Raw genomic sequence first — 20571 nt, 5'->3', positions numbered from 1 at the left:
CTGTCCAGCGTAAGCGTTATTCGGCGGCCGCGGCGACCGTGGTCCCGTCGCCCGGGGCCAGCAGGTGGGTTAGGGGCACCGTCGCCTCGATCACGGTGCCGCCGCCGGGCGCGGGCTCGATGCTCAGATGTCCGTCGAGCTGTTCGACCCGCTCGGCCATGTTGCGCAGCCCGAGGCCGGGCCCGCTGCCCCGCCGGGAGGGCCCGCGCCCGTCATCGGTGATGCGCAGCGTCGCTCCCTTGCGGTGCCCGAAGATCTGGACGTCGACGCGGCTGGCATCGGCATGGCGCTCCACGTTGGTCAGCGCCTCCTGCGCGATGCGGAAGAGGGCCGTCTTCGCCTCGATGTCGAGCCGGTTGCGGAAGACAACGGTGCGGAAGGTGACCGGGATGCCGGTCCGCGTCTCGAAGGTCTCGCAGAGCGTGCGGAGCGCGGGCCCGAGGCCAAGGTCGTCCAGCACGCCGGGCCGCAGGTCGTGGCTGATGCGGCGGACCTCGCCCAGCGCCTCCTGCAGTCCGCCGATGGCGCCGTCGACCGCGCCTTCGGCCTTGTGGTCGCCCTTCGCGGTCAGGCGACGGGCGAGTTCGAGCTTGTAGCGGATGCCGACGAGAAGCTGGCTGATCCCGTCATGCAGTTCGCGCGCGACGCGGCGGCGCTCCTCCTCCTGGGTGTCGAGGACGCGCTGGGTCAGGGCCTTGAGCTTGGCATCGGCCAGCCGACGCTCGCGCACGGTGATCGTCAGGCCGCTGGCGAAGACCACCATGAGCGCGGCCAGCGTGATGCCCCCGATCCAGAGGAACTGCTCGCGCACCCGGTCCTGCAGCTCGGCGCGGGCGACGGCGGCCTGCGCCAGGATGTCGTCGAGAAACACGCCCGTCCCGATGGCCCATTGCCAGTCCTGCAATCCGATCACGTAGGTCAGGATCGTCGCCTCCTGCCCGGTCGACGGCCGCCGCCATTCGTAGCTGTGATAGCCCGAGCCCTGTCGCGCGAGATCGATCAGCCTGTCGGTCACGGGCACGCCGTCGGCATCCTCGGCCCCCGACCAGTCGCGCCCGATGAGCCAGGTCTGGCGCGGGGCCACGAGGTTCCGGCCGTCATAGTCGTAGACGAAGAAGAACCCGTCCTGTCCGTAGACCATCGCCGAGAGGATCTGCGTCACCCGCAACTTCGCCGCATCATCGTCGGGTGCCGCGTTGCCGTAGATCGTGATGAATGAAGTCCGCGCCAGTTGCACGTAGTTGCGAAGCTCGCGCCGCTTGGCGTCGATCATCGCCGTCTCGAGTGCCGCGATCTCGCGGGTGGCGGTCCGCTCCGCCTGGATCGCGACCAGCACCGCGATCGCCGAGACCGCAACCATCAGCGGCAGCGCGGCGAGGACCAGCAGGCGCTGGCCATAGGAGAGGCGGGGCAGTCGCATGGCGCCCATTTCAACGGCATATCGGCGCGAAGTGCCAGCCGGTTGACCATACGTCATTCTTTCGGATGCGCGCGGGCGGCGTGGCGCTGGAATGTGCCGGACCCCGCGCGACCTGTCGAAGGGTCGCGGTCCGCCACGGGCCTGTGACCAACCCGAAATTGAACAGTTCGACAGGAGAGTTGTGATGGATCGCCGATCGTTTCTGAAGGCCTCGACCCTGGGCGCGGGGGCCACGGCGTTGGCCGCCCCGGCCTATGCCCAGGGCAACCGCACGCTGACGCTGGTGACGACGTGGGGGCGCGGCAACGCAGGCGTCCACGACGTCGCCCAGCGTTGCGCCGACCGCATCACGGCGATGTCCGACGGCACGTTGAGCATCGACCTCAAGGCCGCGGGCGAGCTGGTCGGCGCGTTCGAGGTGTTCGACGCGGTGACGGCGGGGCAGGCCGACATGTATCACGGCGCGGATTACTACTTTGTCGGCCAGCATCCGGGCTATGCCTACTTTTCCTCGACACCCTTCGGGATGACCGCGCAGGAACAGGCGAACTGGTACTATCACGCAGGCGGGGCAGAGCTGCATGACGAGCTGGGCCAGATCTTCGGCCTGAAATCCTTCCTCGCGGGCAATTCCGGCGTCCAGGCGGGCGGCTGGTTCGCGCGCGAGATCGAGACGCCCGAGGACTTCCAGGGCCTCAAGTTCCGCATGCCAGGTCTCGGGGGGCAGGCGCTGGGCAAGATGGGCGCGTCGGTCCAGAACCTGCCGGGGCCGGAGGTCTACCAGGCGCTGTCCTCGGGCGCGATCGAGGGGACCGAGTGGATCGGGCCCTGGGCGGACGAGAAGATGGGCTTTCAGGAGATCACCAAGATCTACTACACCGCCGGCTTCCACGAGCCCGGGACGGGCAACTCGCTGGCCGTCAACCGCGAGGTCTTCGAAAGCCTGAACCCCGCGCAACAGACGATCATCGAGACCGCCGCGGGCGATGCCCATGCCTGGAACCTCGCGCAATTCCTGACCGAGAACGGCAAGGCCCTGACCCGGCTTCAGGGCGAGGGCGTGGAGCTGCGCACCTTCCCCGACCCGGTCTGGGACGCGATGGGCGCAGCGGCGGCCGAGGTGACGGCCGACAATATGTCCGACGACCTCTTCGCGCGCATCCACGAATCCGCGATGGAGAGCATGGTCGCCTCCTCGGCGTGGCTGTCGCGATCCGAGGGCGTCTACCGCGCGCAACGCGACCGCGTGATCGGCTGACCGCCGGGACCGGACGGGGCCCCGGACGCGGCGCCGTTCGGGGCGTCTTCTACGGGTTATCCGGTATTTGACTCCGCCCCCCCAATCCCTAGGGTCGCCGCACGCCCCGCTCACGAGGGCCGTTATCCGTGCCGGGAGGGCCCGGACGACACCAACATTCCAAGGGAGGGAATTATGGACCGCCGTTCATTCCTCAAGAATTCCACCATCGGTGCGGGTGCCGCCGCCGGTGCCGCCGCACTCGCCGCGCCCGCCTATGCCCAGGGCAACCGCACGCTGACCATGGTCACCACCTGGGGCCGTGGCCTCGCCGGTGTGCATGACAGTGCCCAGCGCGTCGCCGACAGCATCACCGCCATGTCCGATGGCTCGCTGACCGTCGATCTCAAGGCCGCGGGCGAGCTCGTGGGCGCGTTCGAGGTGTTCGACGCCGTGACCTCCGGTCAGGCCGACATGTATCACGGCGCCGACTACTATTTCGTGGGTCAGCATCCGGGCTACGCCTTCTTCACTGCGGTGCCCTTCGGCATGACCGCGCAGGAGCTGGCCAACTGGTACTACCACATGGGCGGCATGGAGCTGCATGACGAGCTCGGCCAGATCTTCGGTCTGAAGTCCTTCCTCGGCGGCAACACCGGCGCGCAGGCCGGTGGCTGGTTCCGCAACGAGATCACCGGTCCCGAGGATTTCCAGGGCCTCAAGTTCCGCATGCCCGGTCTCGGTGGCCAGGCGCTGGGCAAGATGGGCGCTTCGGTCCAGAACCTGCCCGGATCGGAAGTGTACCAGGCGCTGGCCTCGGGTGCGATCGACGGCACCGAGTGGATCGGTCCCTGGGCCGACGAGAAGGCCGGCTTCCAGGAAATCACCAAGACCTACTACACCGCCGGCTTCCACGAGCCGGGCGCCGGTCTGTCGGTCGCCACCAACCGCGACGTCTACGACAGCCTGAGCCCCGCGCATCAGAAGATCATCGAAATCGCGGCTGCCGAGTGCCACCAGTGGAACCTCGCGCAGTTCCTGTCCGAGAACGGCTCGGCGCTCGAGCGTCTGCAGTCGGGCGGCGTCACCATGCGCACCTTCCCCGACAGCGTCTGGGACGCGATGGGCACCGCCGCGCAATCGGTTCTCGACGAGAACATGGGCGACGAGCTCTTCAAGCGGATCAACGACAGCGTATTCGACTCGATGCGCAAGTCGTCGGAGTGGATCAACGCGTCCGAGGGCACCTACCGCCAGCAGCGCGACCGCTTCCTCGGCTGAGCCGGGTCCGGCCCGTCCCCGACATAGGGGCGGGCCGTTCGCAACACAGGCGCGATCCCGCGTGGCGGGGCCGCACCGACCTAGGACCGGGGCGCCCGCGCGCTCCGACACGGCATTCGGGGGGACGCCATGCTCGACGCGATCAGCTGGTTCATCACGAACCTCCTCATGGCTGTCTACAACCTCGGCTACGCGCTGACGCACCCGTCGACCTGGCTGAATTTCGGCGACAGCGAAGCGGTCATGCGCTTCGTCTATTACGGCGCATCGGTCGAGCTGTTCTTCGTCCTCCTCGTCATCCTCCTCGCGGTGACGGTGGCCATCGGCCTGTCGCGCGACTTCGGCTGGGCCGTCGTGCGCGGCTCCGAGTTCGTGCTGAACTGGATCGGGCGCATCGCCGCCTGGGCGGGCCTCCTGATGGTCCTGCAGCAGATCATGATCGTCTTTTTGCAACGCATCTTCCGCGTCTCCGAGATCTCCATCGGCCCGTTCGGAAGCGCGTTCACCCGCGACCTGTCGTGGTATTCCGAGGAATTGAAGCTCTACAACGCGATGATCGTCTGCCTCTGCGTCGCCTGGACGTTCATCCAGGGCGGGCATGTGCGCGTCGACCTTGTCTATTCCGCCGTCGGCCACCGCACCAAGCGCATCATCGACATGTTCGGCGCCCTGGTCTTCATGATGCCCGCGCTCCTGCTGATGTGGCTCTATTCGTGGTTCTTCTTCTGGCGGAGCATGATCACCCCCGCGACCTCGGCCTCGGACCCGCTGGACCGGATGCTGATGAAAGCCCGCGCGATGCGCTGGAACGTCGAGACGATCGGCTTCTCGCCCAACGGGTTCGACGCCTACTTCCTCTTCAAGGTGCTCATCTTGCTCTTCGTAGCGACCGCCTTCGCGCAGGCCTGCGTGTTCTTCTGGCGCTCCTGGCTGGAGCTTCGGGGCGGCGAGATCGACGCGGGCCGCTATCTGGACCGCGACATCCTCGGCGACGAGGACGCACAGAAGACAGCCGAGATCCATTGATACGGCTCGCCGCCATATCCATCCGGGTCCGCCCGGACTGACGACTTATCCCGGTCCACGCGCCATCAGAATGCGCGGGGCCGATACGAGGGGAACGCTATGATTTTCGGTTTGGACGGCGTCGAGGTCGGCTTGATCATCGTGTTTCTCTGCCTCTTTGGCGGGATCATGTCGGGCTTCCCGGTCGCCTTCGCCATCGCGGGCGCGGGCACGATCAGCTTCGCGATCATCGCCGCGCTCGACAGCGCGGGCATCCTGATCCACCAGGCAATCGACACCGGCAGCGCGGAATACGCGGCGCTCATCGCCGAAGGTGTCGCGCGCGACACCATCTCGATCTTCCGATACCCCGAACTGCCACGGGCCGAGGAAGCCCTGTTCCCGCAGGGCTGGGAGACGGCGCTCGACCGCAATATCGGCTTCATCGTCAACCGCATGAACGAGCGCGTCATCGCGGGCGCCTCCATCGAGACCCTGCTCGCCGTCCTCATGTTCGTGATGATGGGCATCACGCTGGAGCGCTCGAAGATCGCCAACGACCTCCTGACGACCATGGCGCGCGTGTTCGGTCCGCTGCCGGGCGGCCTCGCCGTGTCGATCGTCATCGTCGGCGCGTTCCTCGCCGCGTCGACCGGGATCGTGGGTGCGACCGTGGTGACGATGGGCCTGCTGGCCCTGCCGACGATGCTGCGCAACAACTACTCGCCCGAACTCGCGACCGGCGTTATCGCCGCCTCGGGCACGCTGGGCCAGATCATTCCGCCGTCGATCGTGATCGTCCTGCTTGGCACGCTTGCGGGCGACATCTACTCGACCGCGCAGGAGGCCCGCGCCTCGTCCGTCGGCTGTTCGGACGCGCTCACCTACCTGGGTGAACCGGCGGTCGTCTCGGTCGGCACGCTCTTTCAGGCGGCGCTCCTGCCGGGCATCTTTCTCGCCTTCCTCTACGGCGCCTACGCTTTCGGCTACGCGCTCCTGAACCCGTCGAAGGCGCCCGCAGTGCAACTCGACGGCGGCGCGGGCTCGGTCATCACGCGCAATGACGCGCTGACCTGGTTCCTTGCCGCGCCGGTCCTTCTGATCTTCGGCGCGATCGCGCTGGGGCAGGCGGGGCTGATCGGCACGCAGAACGCCACCGTCTCCAGCTATTCCGAGGCCGGGGCCACCGCATCGCTGCGCACCAACGTCTCGCCGCAATGCGCCGAGGCCATGATCGAGCTGCACGGGCAGGGCGCGTGGAACATGGCGCTGGCCGAACAGGCCGTCATCGACGAGGGCGGCGGCGTGCAACTGGCCCGTCAGCTCTCGGAGGAGGAACTGGTCGAGGCCCGCGCCGCCGCGATCACCAACGCGGCCCCCATCGGCACCGGCATCGCCGTCCTCTTCATCGGCCTCGCGCTCGTGCTGACGACCGCGCGCGGGGTGAACCCGCTGGCCGATGCGCGCCCGCTCCTGATCGGGGCGGCGGGGATCGTGCTGGCCTTCGTGGTCGACGTGCTCGTGATCCGACCGAACACATCCGCCGGGGCGACCTTCGCGCTGATGGCGATCCCGCTCGCCATCACGCTCTGGGGCGTCATGCCCGCATTGAAACGCCTGTCACAGAACGAGCTTCTGCGCGTCGTCTTCCCGCCCCTGATTCTGATCGTCGCCGTCCTCGGCTCGATCCTGGGCGGCATCACCAACCCGACGCCCGCCGCAGCACTTGGCGCGGGTGGCGCGATCATGCTCGCCGCGTACCGCAAGCTGCAGGAGGAGGGGGGCCGCTCGTCGATCATCCTGCTGGCGACGCTGATGCTGGTCGTGATGATGCTCTTCGGTATCAATTTCGACCTCCGGCTCGGGCTCGAGACGACGACCACCGGCGACGTGATCGCGACGGTCATCGCCCAGATCGCCTATCACGCTGCGTTCCTCGGACTGCTCTATGCCTGCTGGGTCCTGCTTCGAACCGGCGTTCTCGGGCCCGTGGTGCGCGAAACGGCCAAGGTCACGTCGATGGTATTCACCATCCTGATCGGCTCGCAGCTCCTGAACCTCGTGCTCATCTCCTTCGGGGGCGAGCACTACATCCAGGATTTCCTCCGCAGCTTCGACAACGAGTTCAAGGTCTTCCTGATCGTCATGCTCGTGCTGTTCATTCTCGGCTTCGTGCTCGACTTCCTCGAGATCATCTACATCGTCATCCCGATCGTCGGCCCGGTCATCTATGGCGGCACGTTCGATCCGAAATGGGTGACGATCATGATCGCGGTGAACCTCCAGACCTCGTTCCTGACGCCGCCTTTCGGCTTCGCGCTCTTCTACCTGCGCGGCGTGGCTCCGAAGGCCGTGACGACCGGGCATATCTACCGGGGCGTCATTCCCTTCGTCCTGATCCAGGTGGTCGGGCTGGCGATCCTGTGGATGTTCCCCGCCATCGTGACCATCGTGCCGAACCTCTTGCCGTCGAATTGACGCATTGCCTCGGCCCCGGGGCTCGTCCATGTTGGGCGATCCCCGGGGGGCCTCATGGACGACCAGAAGAAGATCGAGAGCATCTATGTCGAGGCCGGGCAGTCCATGCTCGCCAACCTGCCGCTGTCGATGGTGCTGACCGACCCGAACCGGCCGGACAATCCGATCATCTACGTCAACCGCGCCTTCGAGCAGCTGACCGGCTACGCCGCCAGCGCCGCCGTCGGGCAGAACTGCCGCTTCTTGCAGGGCGACGCGCGCGACCAGCCGCAGGTCGAGGTGCTGCGCCGCGCGATCGAGGCGCGCGAGAGCGTGACCGTCACGCTCGACAACCGGCGGCTGGACGGGTCGTCCTTCCGCAACCGCCTGATCATCGCGCCCGCCTTCGACGATGACGGCTCGATCTATGCCTTCATCGGCATCCAGTCGGCGGTCGAGGACGTCGCCGAGGATGCCCATCCCGACGATGCCGATATCGCCAGCTTCGACGACCGCCTGCGGGAGATGCAGCACCGGGTGAAGAATCACCTCCAGATGGTGGCGTCGATGATCCGGATGCAATCGAAGGAGGCGGATCCCCGCGCGGCCTTCCCGATCCTCGCGCGGCGGGTCGATGCGCTGGCGGCGCTCTACGACGAGTTCCATATCCCGCCCCGCAGCGGCGAGGCGCGCTACGACGTCGTCTCGGCGGGCGGCTATGTCAGCCGGGTCGTGTCGATCGTCGGCGCGTTGGACGGTCGCCGCAACGTGCGCGTTACCGTCGACACCGATCCCGTCTACATGCGGACCGAACGGGCTGCGCAACTGGGCCTTTTGACCTCCGAGCTTCTGTCGAACGCGCTGAACCACGCGTTCGACGGGCGCAGCGAGGGGGTCGTCTCGGTCCAGATGAAGGAGTTGGGGGGCGACCGCCTCCGGCTGACGGTCAGCGATGACGGCACGGGTATGGGCGGGTCCAACTGGCCCGAGCAGGGCAATCTCGGCGCCCGCATCGTGCGGGGCCTGGCGGGCGATCTCGGGGCAGAGATGACGGTCACGTCGACCGGCTCCGGCACCATCGTGACGGTCCAGCTCGACAATCCCATCGACACGAGCCTCGAGGCGGATGGCCGCCGCATCCTCAGCGATGCCGAAGGCCAGCGGACGGGCAAGGTCGAACGCTTGAATGGCTGACCGACGGTTGCGCGGGCGGGACGCCGCGCTACCTTCCCTTGCGTCACGAACAACGTCGCGAAGGAGCCCCCGATGTCCCTCAAGAGAATGGCCATGAAAATGGCGCTGGCCTTCGCGGCCGCCAAAGGCGTCGAGGCCTTCCGCAATCGCGGCGGCATGCAGGGCGTCAAGTCGATGCTGGCGGGTGCGGGCGGCGGTCGTGCCGGCGGCGCGGGCGGCGGCGGCCTGTCGAGCCTTCTGGGTGGCCTGACCGGCGGCGGCGCTGGCGGTGCGGGCGGTATGGGCGGCGGCGGCATGGGCGGCCTTCTGGGCGGGTTGGCGGCCATGGCCGGCGGCTCGGCGGCGCTGGGCCAGCCCGAGGCCGCGCAGAGCCGGATCATCGACGACGGTCCCGACGACGAGGAGACGGCCCACGCCATGGTCCGCGCCATCGGGCAGGCGGTGCGCGCCGACGGCCAGATCGACGCGGACGAACGGGCGGTCCTTCATGACATCCTAGGCGAGGCCAATACCGAGGAGGACCGCGCCGCCTTGGACTTCGCGCTTTCCGAGCCGGTCGATCCCGAGGCGCTGGCCCGCGACGTGCCCCATGGCTCGGAAGGGCAGGTCTATGCGGCCGCCCTGACCGCGATCGACCCCGACCACCCGGCCGAGCGCGACTTCCTCGGACGCTTCGCGAAGGCCCTGCGTCTGCGCGATGCCGAGCTGCGGCAACTGCATGAGGCCGCGGGCAAGGCACTGTGACGGCCCCCGCCATTTGCGGAAAAAACGAAGAAAAATGACGATTGTGCCGGTTCCGGCGCAATCGCGCCCTGCTTTGAACACGTTTGCGTCGCCAATTCGGAGATAGAACGCATCCTGTCGGATCGGAGACCCCCGATGACGAAACAGTTCGCACCAATCGGCCTCGTGCTCTCGGCCCTCGTCCTTCCGGGCGCGGCTAAGGCGGAGACGAGCTTATCCTCCTTCACGCTGCCCGCGCTCTTCGATGACGTGCAGGCGCCGGGCCTCGTCCTCGTGCTGGTGGTGATCTGGATGGTCAACGCGACGCTCGCCGTGCTCTCGGGCAAGCGCGAGCAGCAGATGCTGCTTCTCGGCGTAAGCCTCGCGGTTCTCGCCTCGACCATGGGCACGCCCGTGGGGTGGGGGATGCTGGCGATCGGCCTGGCGGGCGCGCTCGCGCTCCTGCCGATGAAGCTCCGCCGCGACGCCTCGGATGAGCCGACGCAGGACTGACGCCACGACACCCGGCCATCCGGCGGGCGAGGTCGCGCCGCCTGGGCCCCGCGCGCTTTCCCTCGGACGACAACGGCACTAGGTATCCCGCGAAGCGTCAGGGAGACCCAGAATGGCCGAGATCAAAGACCCCGAGAATACCGTCATCATCGAGCTGAAGGACGGCCGCGTCGTCATTGAGCTGCTGCCGGACGTCGCACCGGGCCATGCCGACCGCATGAAGGAACTGGCCCGCGAAGGCGCCTATGACGGCGTGGTCTTCCACCGCGTCATCGACGGCTTCATGGCGCAGACCGGCGATGTCGAGCACGGCAAGGCTGGCGGCAACACGTCGCGTGCGGGCACCGGCGGGTCGTCCAAGCCCGACCTCAAGGCCGAGTTCTCCGGCCTGCCGCATGATCGCGGCACGCTGGGCGCGGCCCGGTCGCAGAACCCCGACAGCGCCAATAGCCAGTTCTTCATCAACTTTGCCGACAACCATTTCCTGAACCGTCAGTACACGGTCTATGGCCGCGTCATCGAAGGGATGGAGCATGTCGACAAGATCACCCGTGGCGAGCCGCCCGCGGATCCCGACCAGATGATCTCGGTGAAGGTGGCGGCCGATGCGTAAGCTTCTCTCTCTCATCGCCACGCTCGGTCTCACCGGCCCGGCGCTCGCCACTGGCCTCGAGATCGACGTCATGGGCGAGGCGAACGGCACCGTGGTGATCGACCTCTACGAGGACATCGCGCCGAAGCATGTCGAGCAGATCACCGCGCTGGCCGAGGCGGGCGCCTATGACGGCGTGGTCTTCCACCGCGTGATCGACGGCTTCATGGCGCAGACCGGCGACGTCCAGCACGGGCGCATCGGCGGCAACATGGCACTCGCCGGGACGGGCGGCAGCGATCTGGGCAATATCGACGCCGAGTTCTCGGATCGCGCGTTCGAGCGCGGAATCGTCGGCATGGCGCGGTCGCACAACGTCAATTCGGCCAACAGCCAGTTCTTCATCACCTTCGCGCCCGCGCGCTTCCTCGATGGTCAATACACCATCGTGGGCGAGGTCACGTCCGGCATGGACGTGGTCGACGGCATCAAGCGCGGCGATGCCAACAGTGGTCAGGTCGACGGCACACCCGACGTCATGGAGGACGTGCGCGTCACGGAATAGGGCGCGGACCCATCCCGAAACGAGAACGGGCCGCCCGATGGGGCGGCCCGTTTCGCGTTTGGGGTAGGGGATCAGTCCGTGACCGTCTCGACATCGGGGCTGGCCACGACATCGGCTTCGCCCTCGCCGGGCGCGTCGCCCATGAAGAAGATGAACGCGATCAGCAGGACGAGCGCCAGAACGACGCCCGCGCCGATGCCGATCAGCGGCCCTGCATGGCGTTTTTCCTGCTTTTCGAGGTTCGTGTTGGGGGCGCTCATGGCGATCCTCCTGCGGTGGGTGTGGTTGTGTGGTCATGCGACCAACCCGCGGGCCGAGGGGAAGGTTCCGCGCCGCGCCCGCCGCCGCCCGACCTATTCCAGCTTGACCAGCGCGTGCCGCTTCTTGCCTGCCGAGAGCTTCAGGGGCACGGCCAGCGCACCCGCGTCGAGCACGAGGCCCGGATCGGTCAGCGCCTCGTCGTTCATCCGCGCGCCGCCTTCGGCGATGAGGCGTTTGGCGGCCTTGCCGGAGCCCGCGAGGCCCGCGCGCACGATCAGCTGCACGACCGAGATGCCGGCGGCGACCTCCATGTCGGTCAGCAGCACCGTGGGTAGGTCGTCACCCGCGCCGCCCCGCTCGAACACCTCGCGGGCGGTCGCCTCGGCGGCGTCTGCGGCGGCGCGGCCATGCAGAAGCGCCGTGACCTCACCGGCAAGCACGATCTTGGCATCGTTGATCTCGGACCCTTCCAGCGCGCCCAGCCGGTCGCATTCCTCGATCGGAAGCTCGGTGTAGAGCTTGAGGAACCGACCCACATCGGCGTCGGTCGTGTTGCGCCAGAACTGCCAGAACTCGTAGGGGCTCAGCAGGTCGGCGTTCAGCCAAATGGCGCCGGACTGCGACTTGCCCATCTTCTTGCCGTCGCTCGTCGTCAGGAGCGGCGTGGTCAGGCCGAACACCTGATCGTCGAGAATGCGGCGCGTCAGGTCGATGCCGTTGACGATGTTGCCCCATTGGTCCGACCCGCCCATCTGCAGAAGGCAGCCGTGGCGGCGATGCAGCTCGAGGAAGTCGTAGGCCTGCAGGATCATGTAGTTGAATTCGAGGAAGCTGAGGCTCTGCTCACGATCCAGCCGCGACTTCACGCTCTCGAAGCTGAGCATCCGGTTGACCGAGAAATGCCGCCCGACATCGCGCAGGAACCCGAGGTAGTTCAGCCCGTCGAGCCACGCGTCGTTATTGGCCATGATCGCGTCCGACGCGCCCTCGCCGAAGTCGACGTAATGCGAGAACACGGCCTTGATGCCCGCGATGTTCGCGTCGATCTGCTCGGGCGTCAGCAGGGGGCGTTCGTCGGCGCGGAAGCTCGGGTCGCCGACCTTCGTCGTGCCGCCGCCCATCAACACGATCGGCTTGTGCCCCGTCTTCTGCAGCCAACGCAGCATCATGATCTGGATCAGCGACCCGACATGCAGCGACGACGCCGTCGCGTCGAAGCCGATATAGCCCGGCACCACGCCCGCCATCAAAGCCTCGTCCAGCCCCTGGTAATCGGTGCAGTCGGCGAGGAAGCCGCGCTCGATCATCACGCGCATGAAGTCTGATTTGGGGTGGTAGGTCATGGCACTTCCGGTATCTCTGACGCCAGGTCCGCTTAGCGCGGGCACCACGCGAGGGGAAGGGATATGGCGGTCGTTCGCGCGCTGGGTGCGATGTCGGGCACCTCCATGGACGGGGTCGATGCCGCCATCGTGCTGACCGACGGCGAGACGATTACGGGGTTCGGGCCGTCGGACTACCTTGCCTATTCCGATGCCGACCGCGCGGCGATCCGGGCGGCGCTGGGATGCTGGCCGGGCGATGCACCCGTGGCCGCCGCCGCCGAGGCGGTCGAGACGGCCCATGCCCGCCTCCTGTCGCGCTTCGCGGATGCGGAGTTGGTGGGCTTCCACGGCCAGACGCTCGCCCATGACCCCGAGAACCGGCGCACCCATCAATGCGGCGACGGGGCCGTGCTGGCCGAGGTGTTGGGCCGCACGGTGGTCTGGGATTTCCGGACCTCGGACGTCACGCTGGGCGGCGAGGGCGCGCCGCTGGCGCCCGTGTTCCACCACGCCTGCGCGCGGCATATCGGCGCCGAGGTGCCGCTGGCCGTCCTCAACCTCGGGGGCGTCGGGAACCTGACTTGGCTCGATCCGACCCGCCCGCCCGAGGCCGAGGGCGCGCTACTGGCCTTCGACACGGGGCCTGCCAACGCGCCCATCGACGATCTCTGTATGGACTGGCTGGGCCAGCCCTTCGACCGGGACGGGGCCCTTGCGCGGGAGGGGGAGGTTCACACCGCGCTGGTGGAGGATTTCATTCGGCACCCGTTCTTCTACCGGATGCCTCCGAAATCTCTCGACCGCGACGCGTTCCGCCGGGCAGGCGCCGCGATCGACGCGCTGCCGCCCAGCCACGGCGCGGCGACCTGGGTCGCGGTCATCGCGGCCTCGGTCGCGCATGGGCTGGAGCAGTGCCCGACGCGGCCCGCGCGTCTTCTGGTCACCGGGGGCGGGCGGCGCAATCCGGCGATCATGGATGCGCTGGCCGCGGCGCTGCCATGTGCGGTCGACCCGGTCGAGGCGGTCGGCCTCGATGGCGACATGCTCGAGGCGCAGGCCTTCGCCTATCTCGCCGTCCGCGTCCGGCACGGCCTGCCGACCAGCTTTCCCGGCACGACGGGCGTCAAGGCGGCGGTCGGCGGCGGACAGGTCAGCCACCCGCCCGGCGCGGTGGACACCGTATCCGCAAACGCTAGACAGAAGGCCACGCGGCGGGTAGCCAAGGCCCGTTAGCGTTAACAGGTGGCCGCGAGGCCCAATCGCAGGAGCTTCCCATGGTGTCACGCACAATCCCCGTGGAGACCTTCGATCTCGTGCTGTTCGGCGCGACCGGCGATCTTGCGCGGCGCAAAATCCTGCCTTCGCTCTACCGCCGCTTCCACGCGGGGCAGGTGCCCGAGGACGCGCGCATCATCGGCGCGGCCCGATCGGACCTGACCGACGACGCGTTCCGCAAGGACATCCGCGCCGCGATCGACGAGTTCGTCTCGAAGGCCAAGCGCGACGGCCCGACCATCGACGCCTTCGTCGAGCGGTGCTCCTACATCGCGATCGACGCCAAGGGCGACGGTGGCTGGTCCGAGCTGAAATCGGCCGTCCGCGACGAGGCGATCAAGGCGTTCTACTTCTCGGTCGCGCCCAGCCTCTTCGGCCCGCTGGCCGCCAAGCTCCGCGAGAACGGCATTGCCTGCGAGAATTCCCGCCTCGTGGTCGAAAAGCCCTTCGGCACCGATCTCGAGACCGCGAAGACGTTGAACGCCGATCTCGCGGCGAGCTTCGACGAGCACCAGATCTACCGCATCGACCATTTCCTCGGGAAGGAGACGGTCCAGAACCTGATGGCGGTTCGGTTCGCCAACGTCCTCTTCGAGCCCCTTTGGAACGAGCGCTATATTGACCACGTCCAGATCACCGTCGCCGAGACGGTCGGCGTCGGCGGCCGCGGCAGCTATTACGACACCTCGGGCGCGATGCGGGACATGGTGCAGAACCACCTCATGCAGCTTCTCTGCCTGACCGCGATGGAGCCGCCGACGCGCTTCGACCCGGACATGCTGCGCGACGAAAAGCTGAAGGTCATCAAGGCCCTCGATCCCGTGCCGGCGGAGGATGTCGTACGCGGCCAATACAAGGCCGACGGGAAGGAGCCGTCCTACCGCGAGGATGCCGAGAACGAGGACAGCCTGACCGAGAGCTTCGTCGCGCTGAAGGTCGGTATCTCGAACTGGCGCTGGAAGCATACGCCCTTCTACCTGCGCACCGGCAAGCGCATGACGCGCCGCCTGAGCGAGATCGTCGTCCAGTTCAAGGAGACGCCGCATTCCATCTTCGAGCGCGACGGCGGGTCGAAGGCGAACGCCCTGACCATCCGGCTCCAGCCCGACGAAGGCATGGACCTGTCGGTCACCATCAAGGAGCCGGGGCCGGGCGGCATGCGGCTGGTCAATGTCCCGCTCGATATGACCTTCGCCGATGCCCTGGGTGCCGAGGACGAGATCCCCGACGCCTACGAGCGGCTGATCATGGACGTGATCCGGGGCAACCAGACGCTCTTCATGCGCGGCGACGAGGTCGAGGCCGCCTGGGCCTGGACCGATCCGATCATCGACGCCTGGGAGGAGCGGCGCGACCGGCCGCACGCCTACGCGCAAGGCTCCGTCGGCCCCGAGGAGGCGCTGATGCTGCTGCATCGCGACGGGCGGCGCTGGCGCGACCTGGAGGGCGGATCGTGAAGCTCGTCGAATACCCCGACCGCGAGATGCTGGCGATGGGTCTGGCCGACACGCTGGCCTCGGCCCTCAAGAACTGCCTCCTCGTCCACGAGCATGCGAGCTTCTGCGTGCCCGGCGGATCGTCGCCCGGCGAGACGTTCGACCTCCTCTCGGCGGCCGAGCTGGACTGGTCCCGCGTCCACGTGTTCCTCAACGACGAACGCTGGGTGCCCGAGGGACACGAACGGTCGAACACCTCGCTTCTGAAGCACAGCCTTCTGACCGGGAAGGCTGCCGCCGCCGTACACGTGCCCTTGGTCAACGACGCCCCAACCCCCGAGGAGGGGATCCCCGCACTCGAGGCCGGGTTCGAGGGCGAGTTGCCGATCTCGCTTCTTCTGCTCGGGATGGGAACGGACGGACATACGGCGAGCCTCTTTCCCGGCGGCGACCGGCTGGCGGAGGGGCTGGCGCCCGACGCGCCGCTGCTCTTGGCGATGCGGGCCGATGGCGCGCCCGAGCCGCGCGTGACGCTGACCGCCCCGGCGCTCAAATCGGCGATGGAAACCCATCTCCTGATCATGGGCGACGAGAAGCGCCGCGTGCTGGACGCGGCTCGCTCGGCCGACGAGATGGACATGCCCGTGGCCGCGTTCCTCGACGACGCCATCGTTCACTGGGCGCCCTGAAAAGGACAAGTGATGAAAGCCTGGACCGAGATCGAATCCCTGCGGCACCACACTGGAGCTTCCATCACGGAATTGTTGAGGGATGAGGATCGTAACGCGGGATTGAGGGCCAAGATCGGCCCGTTCCTGTTCGATGCGTCCAAGTCTTCGATCACGCAGGACGCGCTGTCCGGCCTACTCTCCCTCGCGGAAAACCTGCCCGAACGACGGGACGCGATGTTCCGTGGAGACAAAATCAACGAGACCGAGAACCGCGCCGTTCTGCATACCGCATTGCGGGGGACGCGACCCGTCACGGTCGACGGCGTCGACGTGATGCCGGAGGTCCGCGACACGCTCGGCCGAATGCGCGATTTCGCCGAAGACGTGCGGAGCGGACGCTTCACGGGGGCGGGCGGTGCGATCACGGATGTGGTGAATATCGGCATCGGCGGCTCCGATCTGGGGCCTGCCATGGCGACGCTGGCGCTCGCCCCCTATCACGACGGGCCGCGCACGCATTTCGTCTCGAATGTAGACGGCGCGGACTGGGCCGAGACGGCGAAGCATCTCGACCCCGCGACCACGCTTGTCATCGTCGCGTCGAAGACGTTCACGACCATCGAGACCCTGACCAACGCCGAGACAGCAAAGGCCTGGATGGGCCGGACAGTGGAAGACCCGGCGGCGCAGTTCGCGGCGCTCTCGACGGCCGAGGACAAGACCGGCGCCTTCGGAATCGATCCCTCCCGCGTGTTCGGCTTCGAGGATTGGGTCGGCGGGCGCTATTCGATGTGGGGGCCGATCGGCCTGTCGCTGATGATTGCCATCGGGCCAGATGCCTTTGACGCGTTCCTCGCCGGCGCGCGCGAGATGGACGACCATTTCCGCGAGGCCCCGCTGGCGCGCAACATGCCCGTCCTACTGGCGCTCGTGGGGATCTGGAACCACCAGGTTTGCGGCTACCCGACCCGTGCGGTCCTGCCCTACGACAACCGGTTGGCGCGACTGCCCGCCTATCTCCAACAGCTCGAGATGGAATCGAACGGCAAGGGCGTGACTATGGCGGGCGAGGCGTTGCCCGGACCCGTAGGGCCCGTCGTCTGGGGCGAGCCGGGCACCAACGGCCAGCACGCCTTCTACCAGCTGATCCACCAGGGCCGCGTGCCGGTGCCGTGCGAGTTCATGGTCGCCGCCGAAGGGCACGAGCCCGATCTGGACCACCATCACCGCCTGCTGATCGCCAACTGCCTCGCACAATCCGAGGCGCTTCTTAAGGGTCGGACGCTTGATGAGGCGCGCGCCCTGCTCGGGGATCGCTTCTCGGGCGCTGAACTGGACCGGCAGGCGGCGCATCGTGTCTTCGAGGGCAACCGCCCTTCGACCACGCTGATATATCCGAAGCTCACGCCTGCGGTGCTGGGCGGGATCGTCGCGCTCTACGAACACCGCGTCTTCGTCGAGGGCAAGGTTCTCGGGATCAACAGCTTCGACCAATGGGGCGTGGAGCTGGGCAAGGAACTCGCGACCTCGCTTGGCCCCCTGATCGAGGGCGGCGACGCGTCGGACAAGGATGCCTCGACGCGCGCACTTCTGGACCGGCTGCGCGACTGGCGCGGCTAGCTCAGCCCTCGAACGCTGCACCGTCGCGGTCACGGAACGCGGCGATGTAAGCGTCGGGTAGCGGGCGTTTGGTTGTGAAATCGGCCTCCATCAGGCAGATCACCGCCCGCGATGTCGCGCAGCACCGGCCCCCCGCATACACGCCGTATTCCATCGACCAGGACGTGGTGCGATAGGCGCGGGTGCGGCCCGCGACGACGTAGACGTCCTCGAGATGCAGCGGCGCGTGGTAGTCGACCGCCACCGACTTCAGGACCAGCACGGGGCGATCCTCCCGCCCGGCATAGTCGGAAATGCCGTAGGCGCGCAGATAGGCGATGCGCAGCGTCTCGAACCAGCTGAGATAGCGGGCGTTGTTGACGTGATCGAGCACGTCGAGCTCGTGAAAGCGGACCTTGTCGGCATGGCCGAACCCGAAGGGCTCCGGCACGCCCGCGCGGCGCAGGGCATCGACGGGCAACGGCGTCAGGAACGGCAGCGTCATCGTTCATCCATTTTCTGAAGAACGTCCTCTAAACCGTTGGTTTCGTGTGGAGCGGGTAGCGGGAATCGAACCCGCAACTTAAGCTTGGGAAGCTCGCGTGATACCTTTTCACCATACCCGCGCGGGGAGTGGTGCTAGCCCCCGCCCGGTGCGGATGCAAGCGCAAAGATCGCAAGCGCACCTTAGGGGCGCGCACTGCGCATGAGGATCGCGATGTCGGGATAGTTGGCTCCGGCGGTAGGGATCGAACCTACGACCAATTGATTAACAGTCAACTGCTCTACCGCTGAGCTACGCCGGAATACCGAGGGCGGGATTAGCGAGGCCGGGCGCGGCGCGCAAGAGGGGCGTGGGGAAAAATCACCGGCGGCGCCAGCGGGCGTCGGGGCCGATGGGGCCGTCCGGGGCGACGGTGCCGCGTTCGGCCAGGTGGATCAGGTGGGCGAGGACGTTGCGGGCCGCGGCGGCGTGCAGGGCCGGGGGCGTGTCGCGGTAGACTGCGGCGACGATGCCGTCAATCGTATCGCTGGCATCGAGTGCGGCGAGGATCGCGGCCTCGCGGTCGTGGCGATGCGCGCGCAGCGCGGCGCAGCGGGCGGCGGGGGCGTCGATGACGTCGCCATGGCCGGAATGGAAGCGCGCGGCGCCCAGGGCCTCGAGTCGGTCGAGGCTTCGCATGAATTGCCCCAGATCGCCGTCGGGCGGCGAGATCATCGTGCTGGCCCAGCCCATGACGGTGTCGCCGGTGAAGGTCTCGTTCGCCTCGACCCAGTGGAACGAGAGATGGTTGGCCATATGGCCGGGCGTGTGGACCGCGCGGAGCGTCCAGCCGCCGCCTGCGATCGTGTCGCCGTTCGAGAGCCGCGCGTCGGGTGCGAAATCGCCGTCGACACCTTCGCCGCCGTCGAGATCCGGGAGGCGGCGCATCGTCTCGGATCGGCCCGCATCCGAGGGACCGAAGGCGAGGACGGGCGCATCCACGCGATCGGCCAGCGGGCGGGCCGCCGGCGAGTGGTCGAGATGGGAATGGGTGACGAGGATCGCGGCGACCGGGCGGCCGCCAAGAGCATCGGACAGCGCGTCGAGATGGGCCGGGATCGCGGGACCGGGGTCGATCACGGCCAGCCGATCATGGCCGAGGATGTAGCTGTTCGTTCCGGCCTGCGTCATCGGCGAGGGGTTCGGCGCGACGATGCGCAGCAGGCGGCTTTCGCCGGATGGCGTCGCGCGGTAGTCCTCGGTCATGGCTGCGCCTCCCGATCTCGCCCACCGCGCCGCGTCCCGGCGCTGGCTGCCGCGCAGCTTCTATTGGCGCGCGCTCCTGATCCTGATCGTACCGATCATCGTGCTGCAGCTTGCCGTGGCGCTGATGTTCCTACAACGCCATTACGAGGACGTCACGGTTCAGATGACGTCCAATACGTCGCGCGAGATCGCGCTGGTCCGGGCGCGGCCGGAGCTGGGCGAAAGCCTCGGGATCGCGGCGGTGGCCGGGCCCAAGGTGACGCAGATCCGGCCCTGGGACCTGTCGGGGCGGGCGATGCGCGAGCGTTTGGTCGAGGTCTTTCCGGACCTGGTGGCCGTCGACACGGTCTCGAACCGCCGGAGCGTGGCGCTGCGCTTCGCCGACGGAACGGGCCTCGAATTCGCGCGGAGCAGCGTGTCGGCCTCGAACCCGCACCAGCTTTTGGTGCTGATGTTCGGGGTGGCGATCATGATGACCGCGATCAGCCTGCTGTTCATGCGGGGCCAGATCCGGCCGATCCGGCGGCTGGCGCGTGCAGCCGAAGGGTTCGGGCGGGGACAGGACATCGCCTATTGGCCCACGGGTTCGACAGAGGTGCGCGCAGCGGGGACGGCCTTCCTGGCGATGCGGGCGCGGATCGAGCGGCATATCGAGCAGCGGACGCTGCTCCTGTCGGGGGTGAGTCACGACCTTCGGACGCCGCTGACGCGGATGAAGCTCGAGCTGTCGATGATGGAGGGCGATGAGGCCGATGCGCTGTCGCGCGACGTGGCCGCGATGGAGCGGATCATCGACACGTTTCTCGATTTCGCGCGCGAGGATGCGGGCGACGTTCGGCAGGCGACCGAGGTGCTGGCGCTTGTCCGCGAGGCGACCGAAGCGGCCAGCCCGCGGGGCGGGGTGGTCGTCGAGGGCGTGCCGGTGGAGGCGGGTCTCTTTCCCGACGGCATGCGGCGAGCGGTCACGAATCTCGTCGGGAACGCGATGTCCTACGGCACGCGGGCGCGCGTCGAGGTTGCAGCCACCGACGGCACGATCGTCGTCACCGTCGAAGATGACGGGCCGGGCATCCCCGAAGACCGGCGCGCCGATGCCGTGCGCCCGTTCGCGCGGCTGGATACGGCGCGCACGAATACGCGCGGGAATGTCGGGCTGGGCCTGAGCATCGTGCGCGACGTGGCGCGCGCCCATGGCGGATCGTTGCGGCTGGGCACGTCCGAGATGGGCGGCTTGAAGGCCGAGATCATCTTGCCGCGCTGAGGCAGG

19 protein-coding genes and 2 tRNA genes are annotated in these 20571 nt (G+C 67.8%); 14 read left to right on the top strand and 7 right to left on the bottom strand.

Features of this window, described 5'->3' with window-relative positions:
* Positions 1-16: 16 nt before the first annotated feature.
* Entirely contained in the window at positions 17-1429 is a 1413-nt protein-coding gene (locus tag ACK8OR_RS05150) for a cache domain-containing protein (protein ID WP_410188364.1), read from the bottom strand.
* A 175-nt stretch (positions 1430-1604) separates the two neighbouring features.
* On the opposite strand from ACK8OR_RS05150, the gene ACK8OR_RS05145 reads away from it, so the two are divergent.
* The 9 genes from ACK8OR_RS05145 (at position 1605) to ACK8OR_RS05105 (ending at position 10987) form a co-directional block, all read left to right on the top strand.
* Positions 1605-2678 (top strand): TRAP transporter substrate-binding protein, encoded by a 1074-nt coding sequence (locus tag ACK8OR_RS05145; protein ID WP_410188363.1) that lies wholly within the window; start codon positions 1605-1607, stop codon positions 2676-2678.
* Positions 2679-2852: 174 nt separating this feature from the next.
* Complete coding sequence (locus ACK8OR_RS05140; protein ID WP_410188362.1) at positions 2853-3938, top strand: TRAP transporter substrate-binding protein; 1086 nt, start codon at positions 2853-2855, stop codon at positions 3936-3938.
* A 129-nt stretch (positions 3939-4067) separates the two neighbouring features.
* A complete protein-coding gene (locus tag ACK8OR_RS05135; protein WP_410188361.1) occupies positions 4068-4964 on the top strand; it encodes a TRAP transporter small permease subunit in 897 nt (298 codons plus the stop codon).
* Between the two features lie 99 nt (positions 4965-5063).
* On the top strand, positions 5064-7421 hold the full coding sequence (locus tag ACK8OR_RS05130) for a TRAP transporter large permease (RefSeq protein ID WP_410188360.1): 2358 nt from the start codon (positions 5064-5066) through the stop codon (positions 7419-7421).
* A gap of 54 nt (positions 7422-7475) precedes the next feature.
* On the top strand, positions 7476-8594 hold the full coding sequence (locus tag ACK8OR_RS05125) for a PAS domain-containing protein (protein WP_410188359.1): 1119 nt from the start codon (positions 7476-7478) through the stop codon (positions 8592-8594).
* Between the two features lie 72 nt (positions 8595-8666).
* Positions 8667-9338, top strand: a complete 672-nt coding sequence (locus ACK8OR_RS05120) for a DUF533 domain-containing protein (RefSeq protein ID WP_410188358.1) — start codon at positions 8667-8669, stop codon at positions 9336-9338.
* 135 nt (positions 9339-9473) lie between these two features.
* Positions 9474-9830 carry a hypothetical protein gene (locus tag ACK8OR_RS05115; RefSeq protein WP_410188357.1) on the top strand — a complete coding sequence of 119 codons (357 nt, stop codon included), beginning with the start codon at positions 9474-9476 and terminating at the stop codon, positions 9828-9830.
* A gap of 112 nt (positions 9831-9942) precedes the next feature.
* The gene (locus ACK8OR_RS05110) at positions 9943-10443 is read left to right on the top strand and encodes a peptidylprolyl isomerase (protein ID WP_410188356.1); all 501 of its coding nucleotides are present in this window, start codon (positions 9943-9945) and stop codon (positions 10441-10443) included.
* Positions 10436-10987: a peptidylprolyl isomerase gene (locus tag ACK8OR_RS05105; protein ID WP_410188355.1), complete on the top strand. Its 552-nt coding sequence runs from the start codon at positions 10436-10438 to the stop codon at positions 10985-10987. Before ACK8OR_RS05110 ends, ACK8OR_RS05105 begins: the two co-directional genes overlap by 8 nt.
* A 71-nt stretch (positions 10988-11058) precedes the next feature.
* On the opposite strand, the gene ACK8OR_RS05100 is transcribed toward ACK8OR_RS05105, so the two are convergent.
* On the bottom strand, positions 11059-11247 hold the full coding sequence (locus tag ACK8OR_RS05100) for a hypothetical protein (protein ID WP_298433407.1): 189 nt from the start codon (positions 11245-11247) through the stop codon (positions 11059-11061).
* A 93-nt stretch (positions 11248-11340) separates the two neighbouring features.
* The gene (gene tyrS, locus ACK8OR_RS05095; RefSeq protein WP_410188354.1) at positions 11341-12591 is read right to left on the bottom strand and encodes a tyrosine--tRNA ligase; all 1251 of its coding nucleotides are present in this window, start codon (positions 12589-12591) and stop codon (positions 11341-11343) included.
* A gap of 63 nt (positions 12592-12654) precedes the next feature.
* Here tyrS and ACK8OR_RS05090 point away from each other — a divergent pair, with 63 nt between their 5' ends.
* Genes ACK8OR_RS05090 through pgi form a run of 4 tightly spaced genes read left to right on the top strand, consistent with a single transcriptional unit; the run spans position 12655 to position 17575 of the window.
* The gene (locus tag ACK8OR_RS05090) at positions 12655-13806 is read left to right on the top strand and encodes an anhydro-N-acetylmuramic acid kinase (protein WP_410188353.1); all 1152 of its coding nucleotides are present in this window, start codon (positions 12655-12657) and stop codon (positions 13804-13806) included.
* Positions 13807-13847: 41 nt separating this feature from the next.
* Complete coding sequence (gene zwf, locus ACK8OR_RS05085; protein ID WP_410188352.1) at positions 13848-15305, top strand: glucose-6-phosphate dehydrogenase; 1458 nt, start codon at positions 13848-13850, stop codon at positions 15303-15305.
* Positions 15302-15973: a 6-phosphogluconolactonase gene (pgl, locus tag ACK8OR_RS05080; RefSeq protein ID WP_410188351.1), complete on the top strand. Its 672-nt coding sequence runs from the start codon at positions 15302-15304 to the stop codon at positions 15971-15973. Before zwf ends, pgl begins: the two co-directional genes overlap by 4 nt.
* Before the next feature lie 12 nt (positions 15974-15985).
* The gene (pgi, locus tag ACK8OR_RS05075) at positions 15986-17575 is read left to right on the top strand and encodes a glucose-6-phosphate isomerase (RefSeq protein WP_410188350.1); all 1590 of its coding nucleotides are present in this window, start codon (positions 15986-15988) and stop codon (positions 17573-17575) included.
* 1 nt (position 17576) lies between these two features.
* Here pgi and ACK8OR_RS05070 read toward each other — a convergent pair whose 3' ends face one another.
* From ACK8OR_RS05070 to ACK8OR_RS05055, 4 genes are all read right to left on the bottom strand, one after another.
* Positions 17577-18059, bottom strand: coding sequence for an acyl-CoA thioesterase (locus ACK8OR_RS05070; RefSeq protein ID WP_410188349.1), 483 nt, complete (start codon positions 18057-18059; stop codon positions 17577-17579).
* A 47-nt stretch (positions 18060-18106) separates the two neighbouring features.
* A tRNA-Gly gene (locus ACK8OR_RS05065) sits at positions 18107-18180 on the bottom strand.
* 105 nt (positions 18181-18285) lie between these two features.
* Positions 18286-18360, bottom strand: a tRNA-Asn gene (locus ACK8OR_RS05060).
* Positions 18361-18419: 59 nt separating this feature from the next.
* Positions 18420-19304: an MBL fold metallo-hydrolase gene (locus ACK8OR_RS05055; RefSeq protein ID WP_410188348.1), complete on the bottom strand. Its 885-nt coding sequence runs from the start codon at positions 19302-19304 to the stop codon at positions 18420-18422.
* Between ACK8OR_RS05055 and ACK8OR_RS05050 the strand changes: the two genes are divergently transcribed.
* Positions 19303-20565 carry an ATP-binding protein gene (locus ACK8OR_RS05050; protein ID WP_410188347.1) on the top strand — a complete coding sequence of 421 codons (1263 nt, stop codon included), beginning with the start codon at positions 19303-19305 and terminating at the stop codon, positions 20563-20565. The genes ACK8OR_RS05055 and ACK8OR_RS05050 overlap by 2 nt on opposite strands.
* Positions 20566-20571: the final 6 nt, after the last annotated feature.

It is taken from the genome of Jannaschia halovivens, from assembly GCF_046452375.1.
Classification (GTDB): domain Bacteria; phylum Pseudomonadota; class Alphaproteobacteria; order Rhodobacterales; family Rhodobacteraceae; genus Jannaschia; species Jannaschia halovivens.
This window is presented reverse-complemented; position numbering and strand designations above follow the sequence as displayed.

Bases quoted from the DNA above. Each gene is read 5' to 3' on its own strand.
- ACK8OR_RS05150 (WP_410188364.1), bottom strand. From the start codon at position 1,429: ATGGGCGCCATGCGACTGCCCCGCCTCTCCTATGGCCAGCGCCTGCTG.
- ACK8OR_RS05145 (WP_410188363.1), top strand. From the start codon at position 1,605: ATGGATCGCCGATCGTTTCTGAAGGCCTCGACCCTGGGCGCGGGGGCC.
- ACK8OR_RS05140 (WP_410188362.1), top strand. From the start codon at position 2,853: ATGGACCGCCGTTCATTCCTCAAGAATTCCACCATCGGTGCGGGTGCC.
- ACK8OR_RS05135 (WP_410188361.1), top strand. From the start codon at position 4,068: ATGCTCGACGCGATCAGCTGGTTCATCACGAACCTCCTCATGGCTGTC.
- ACK8OR_RS05130 (WP_410188360.1), top strand. From the start codon at position 5,064: ATGATTTTCGGTTTGGACGGCGTCGAGGTCGGCTTGATCATCGTGTTT.
- ACK8OR_RS05125 (WP_410188359.1), top strand. From the start codon at position 7,476: ATGGACGACCAGAAGAAGATCGAGAGCATCTATGTCGAGGCCGGGCAG.
- ACK8OR_RS05120 (WP_410188358.1), top strand. From the start codon at position 8,667: ATGTCCCTCAAGAGAATGGCCATGAAAATGGCGCTGGCCTTCGCGGCC.
- ACK8OR_RS05115 (WP_410188357.1), top strand. From the start codon at position 9,474: ATGACGAAACAGTTCGCACCAATCGGCCTCGTGCTCTCGGCCCTCGTC.
- ACK8OR_RS05110 (WP_410188356.1), top strand. From the start codon at position 9,943: ATGGCCGAGATCAAAGACCCCGAGAATACCGTCATCATCGAGCTGAAG.
- ACK8OR_RS05105 (WP_410188355.1), top strand. From the start codon at position 10,436: ATGCGTAAGCTTCTCTCTCTCATCGCCACGCTCGGTCTCACCGGCCCG.
- ACK8OR_RS05100 (WP_298433407.1), bottom strand. From the start codon at position 11,247: ATGAGCGCCCCCAACACGAACCTCGAAAAGCAGGAAAAACGCCATGCA.
- tyrS (WP_410188354.1), bottom strand. From the start codon at position 12,591: ATGACCTACCACCCCAAATCAGACTTCATGCGCGTGATGATCGAGCGC.
- ACK8OR_RS05090 (WP_410188353.1), top strand. From the start codon at position 12,655: ATGGCGGTCGTTCGCGCGCTGGGTGCGATGTCGGGCACCTCCATGGAC.
- zwf (WP_410188352.1), top strand. From the start codon at position 13,848: ATGGTGTCACGCACAATCCCCGTGGAGACCTTCGATCTCGTGCTGTTC.
- pgi (WP_410188350.1), top strand. From the start codon at position 15,986: ATGAAAGCCTGGACCGAGATCGAATCCCTGCGGCACCACACTGGAGCT.
- ACK8OR_RS05070 (WP_410188349.1), bottom strand. From the start codon at position 18,059: ATGACGCTGCCGTTCCTGACGCCGTTGCCCGTCGATGCCCTGCGCCGC.
- ACK8OR_RS05050 (WP_410188347.1), top strand. From the start codon at position 19,303: ATGGCTGCGCCTCCCGATCTCGCCCACCGCGCCGCGTCCCGGCGCTGG.
- ACK8OR_RS05055 (WP_410188348.1), bottom strand. From the start codon at position 19,304: ATGACCGAGGACTACCGCGCGACGCCATCCGGCGAAAGCCGCCTGCTG.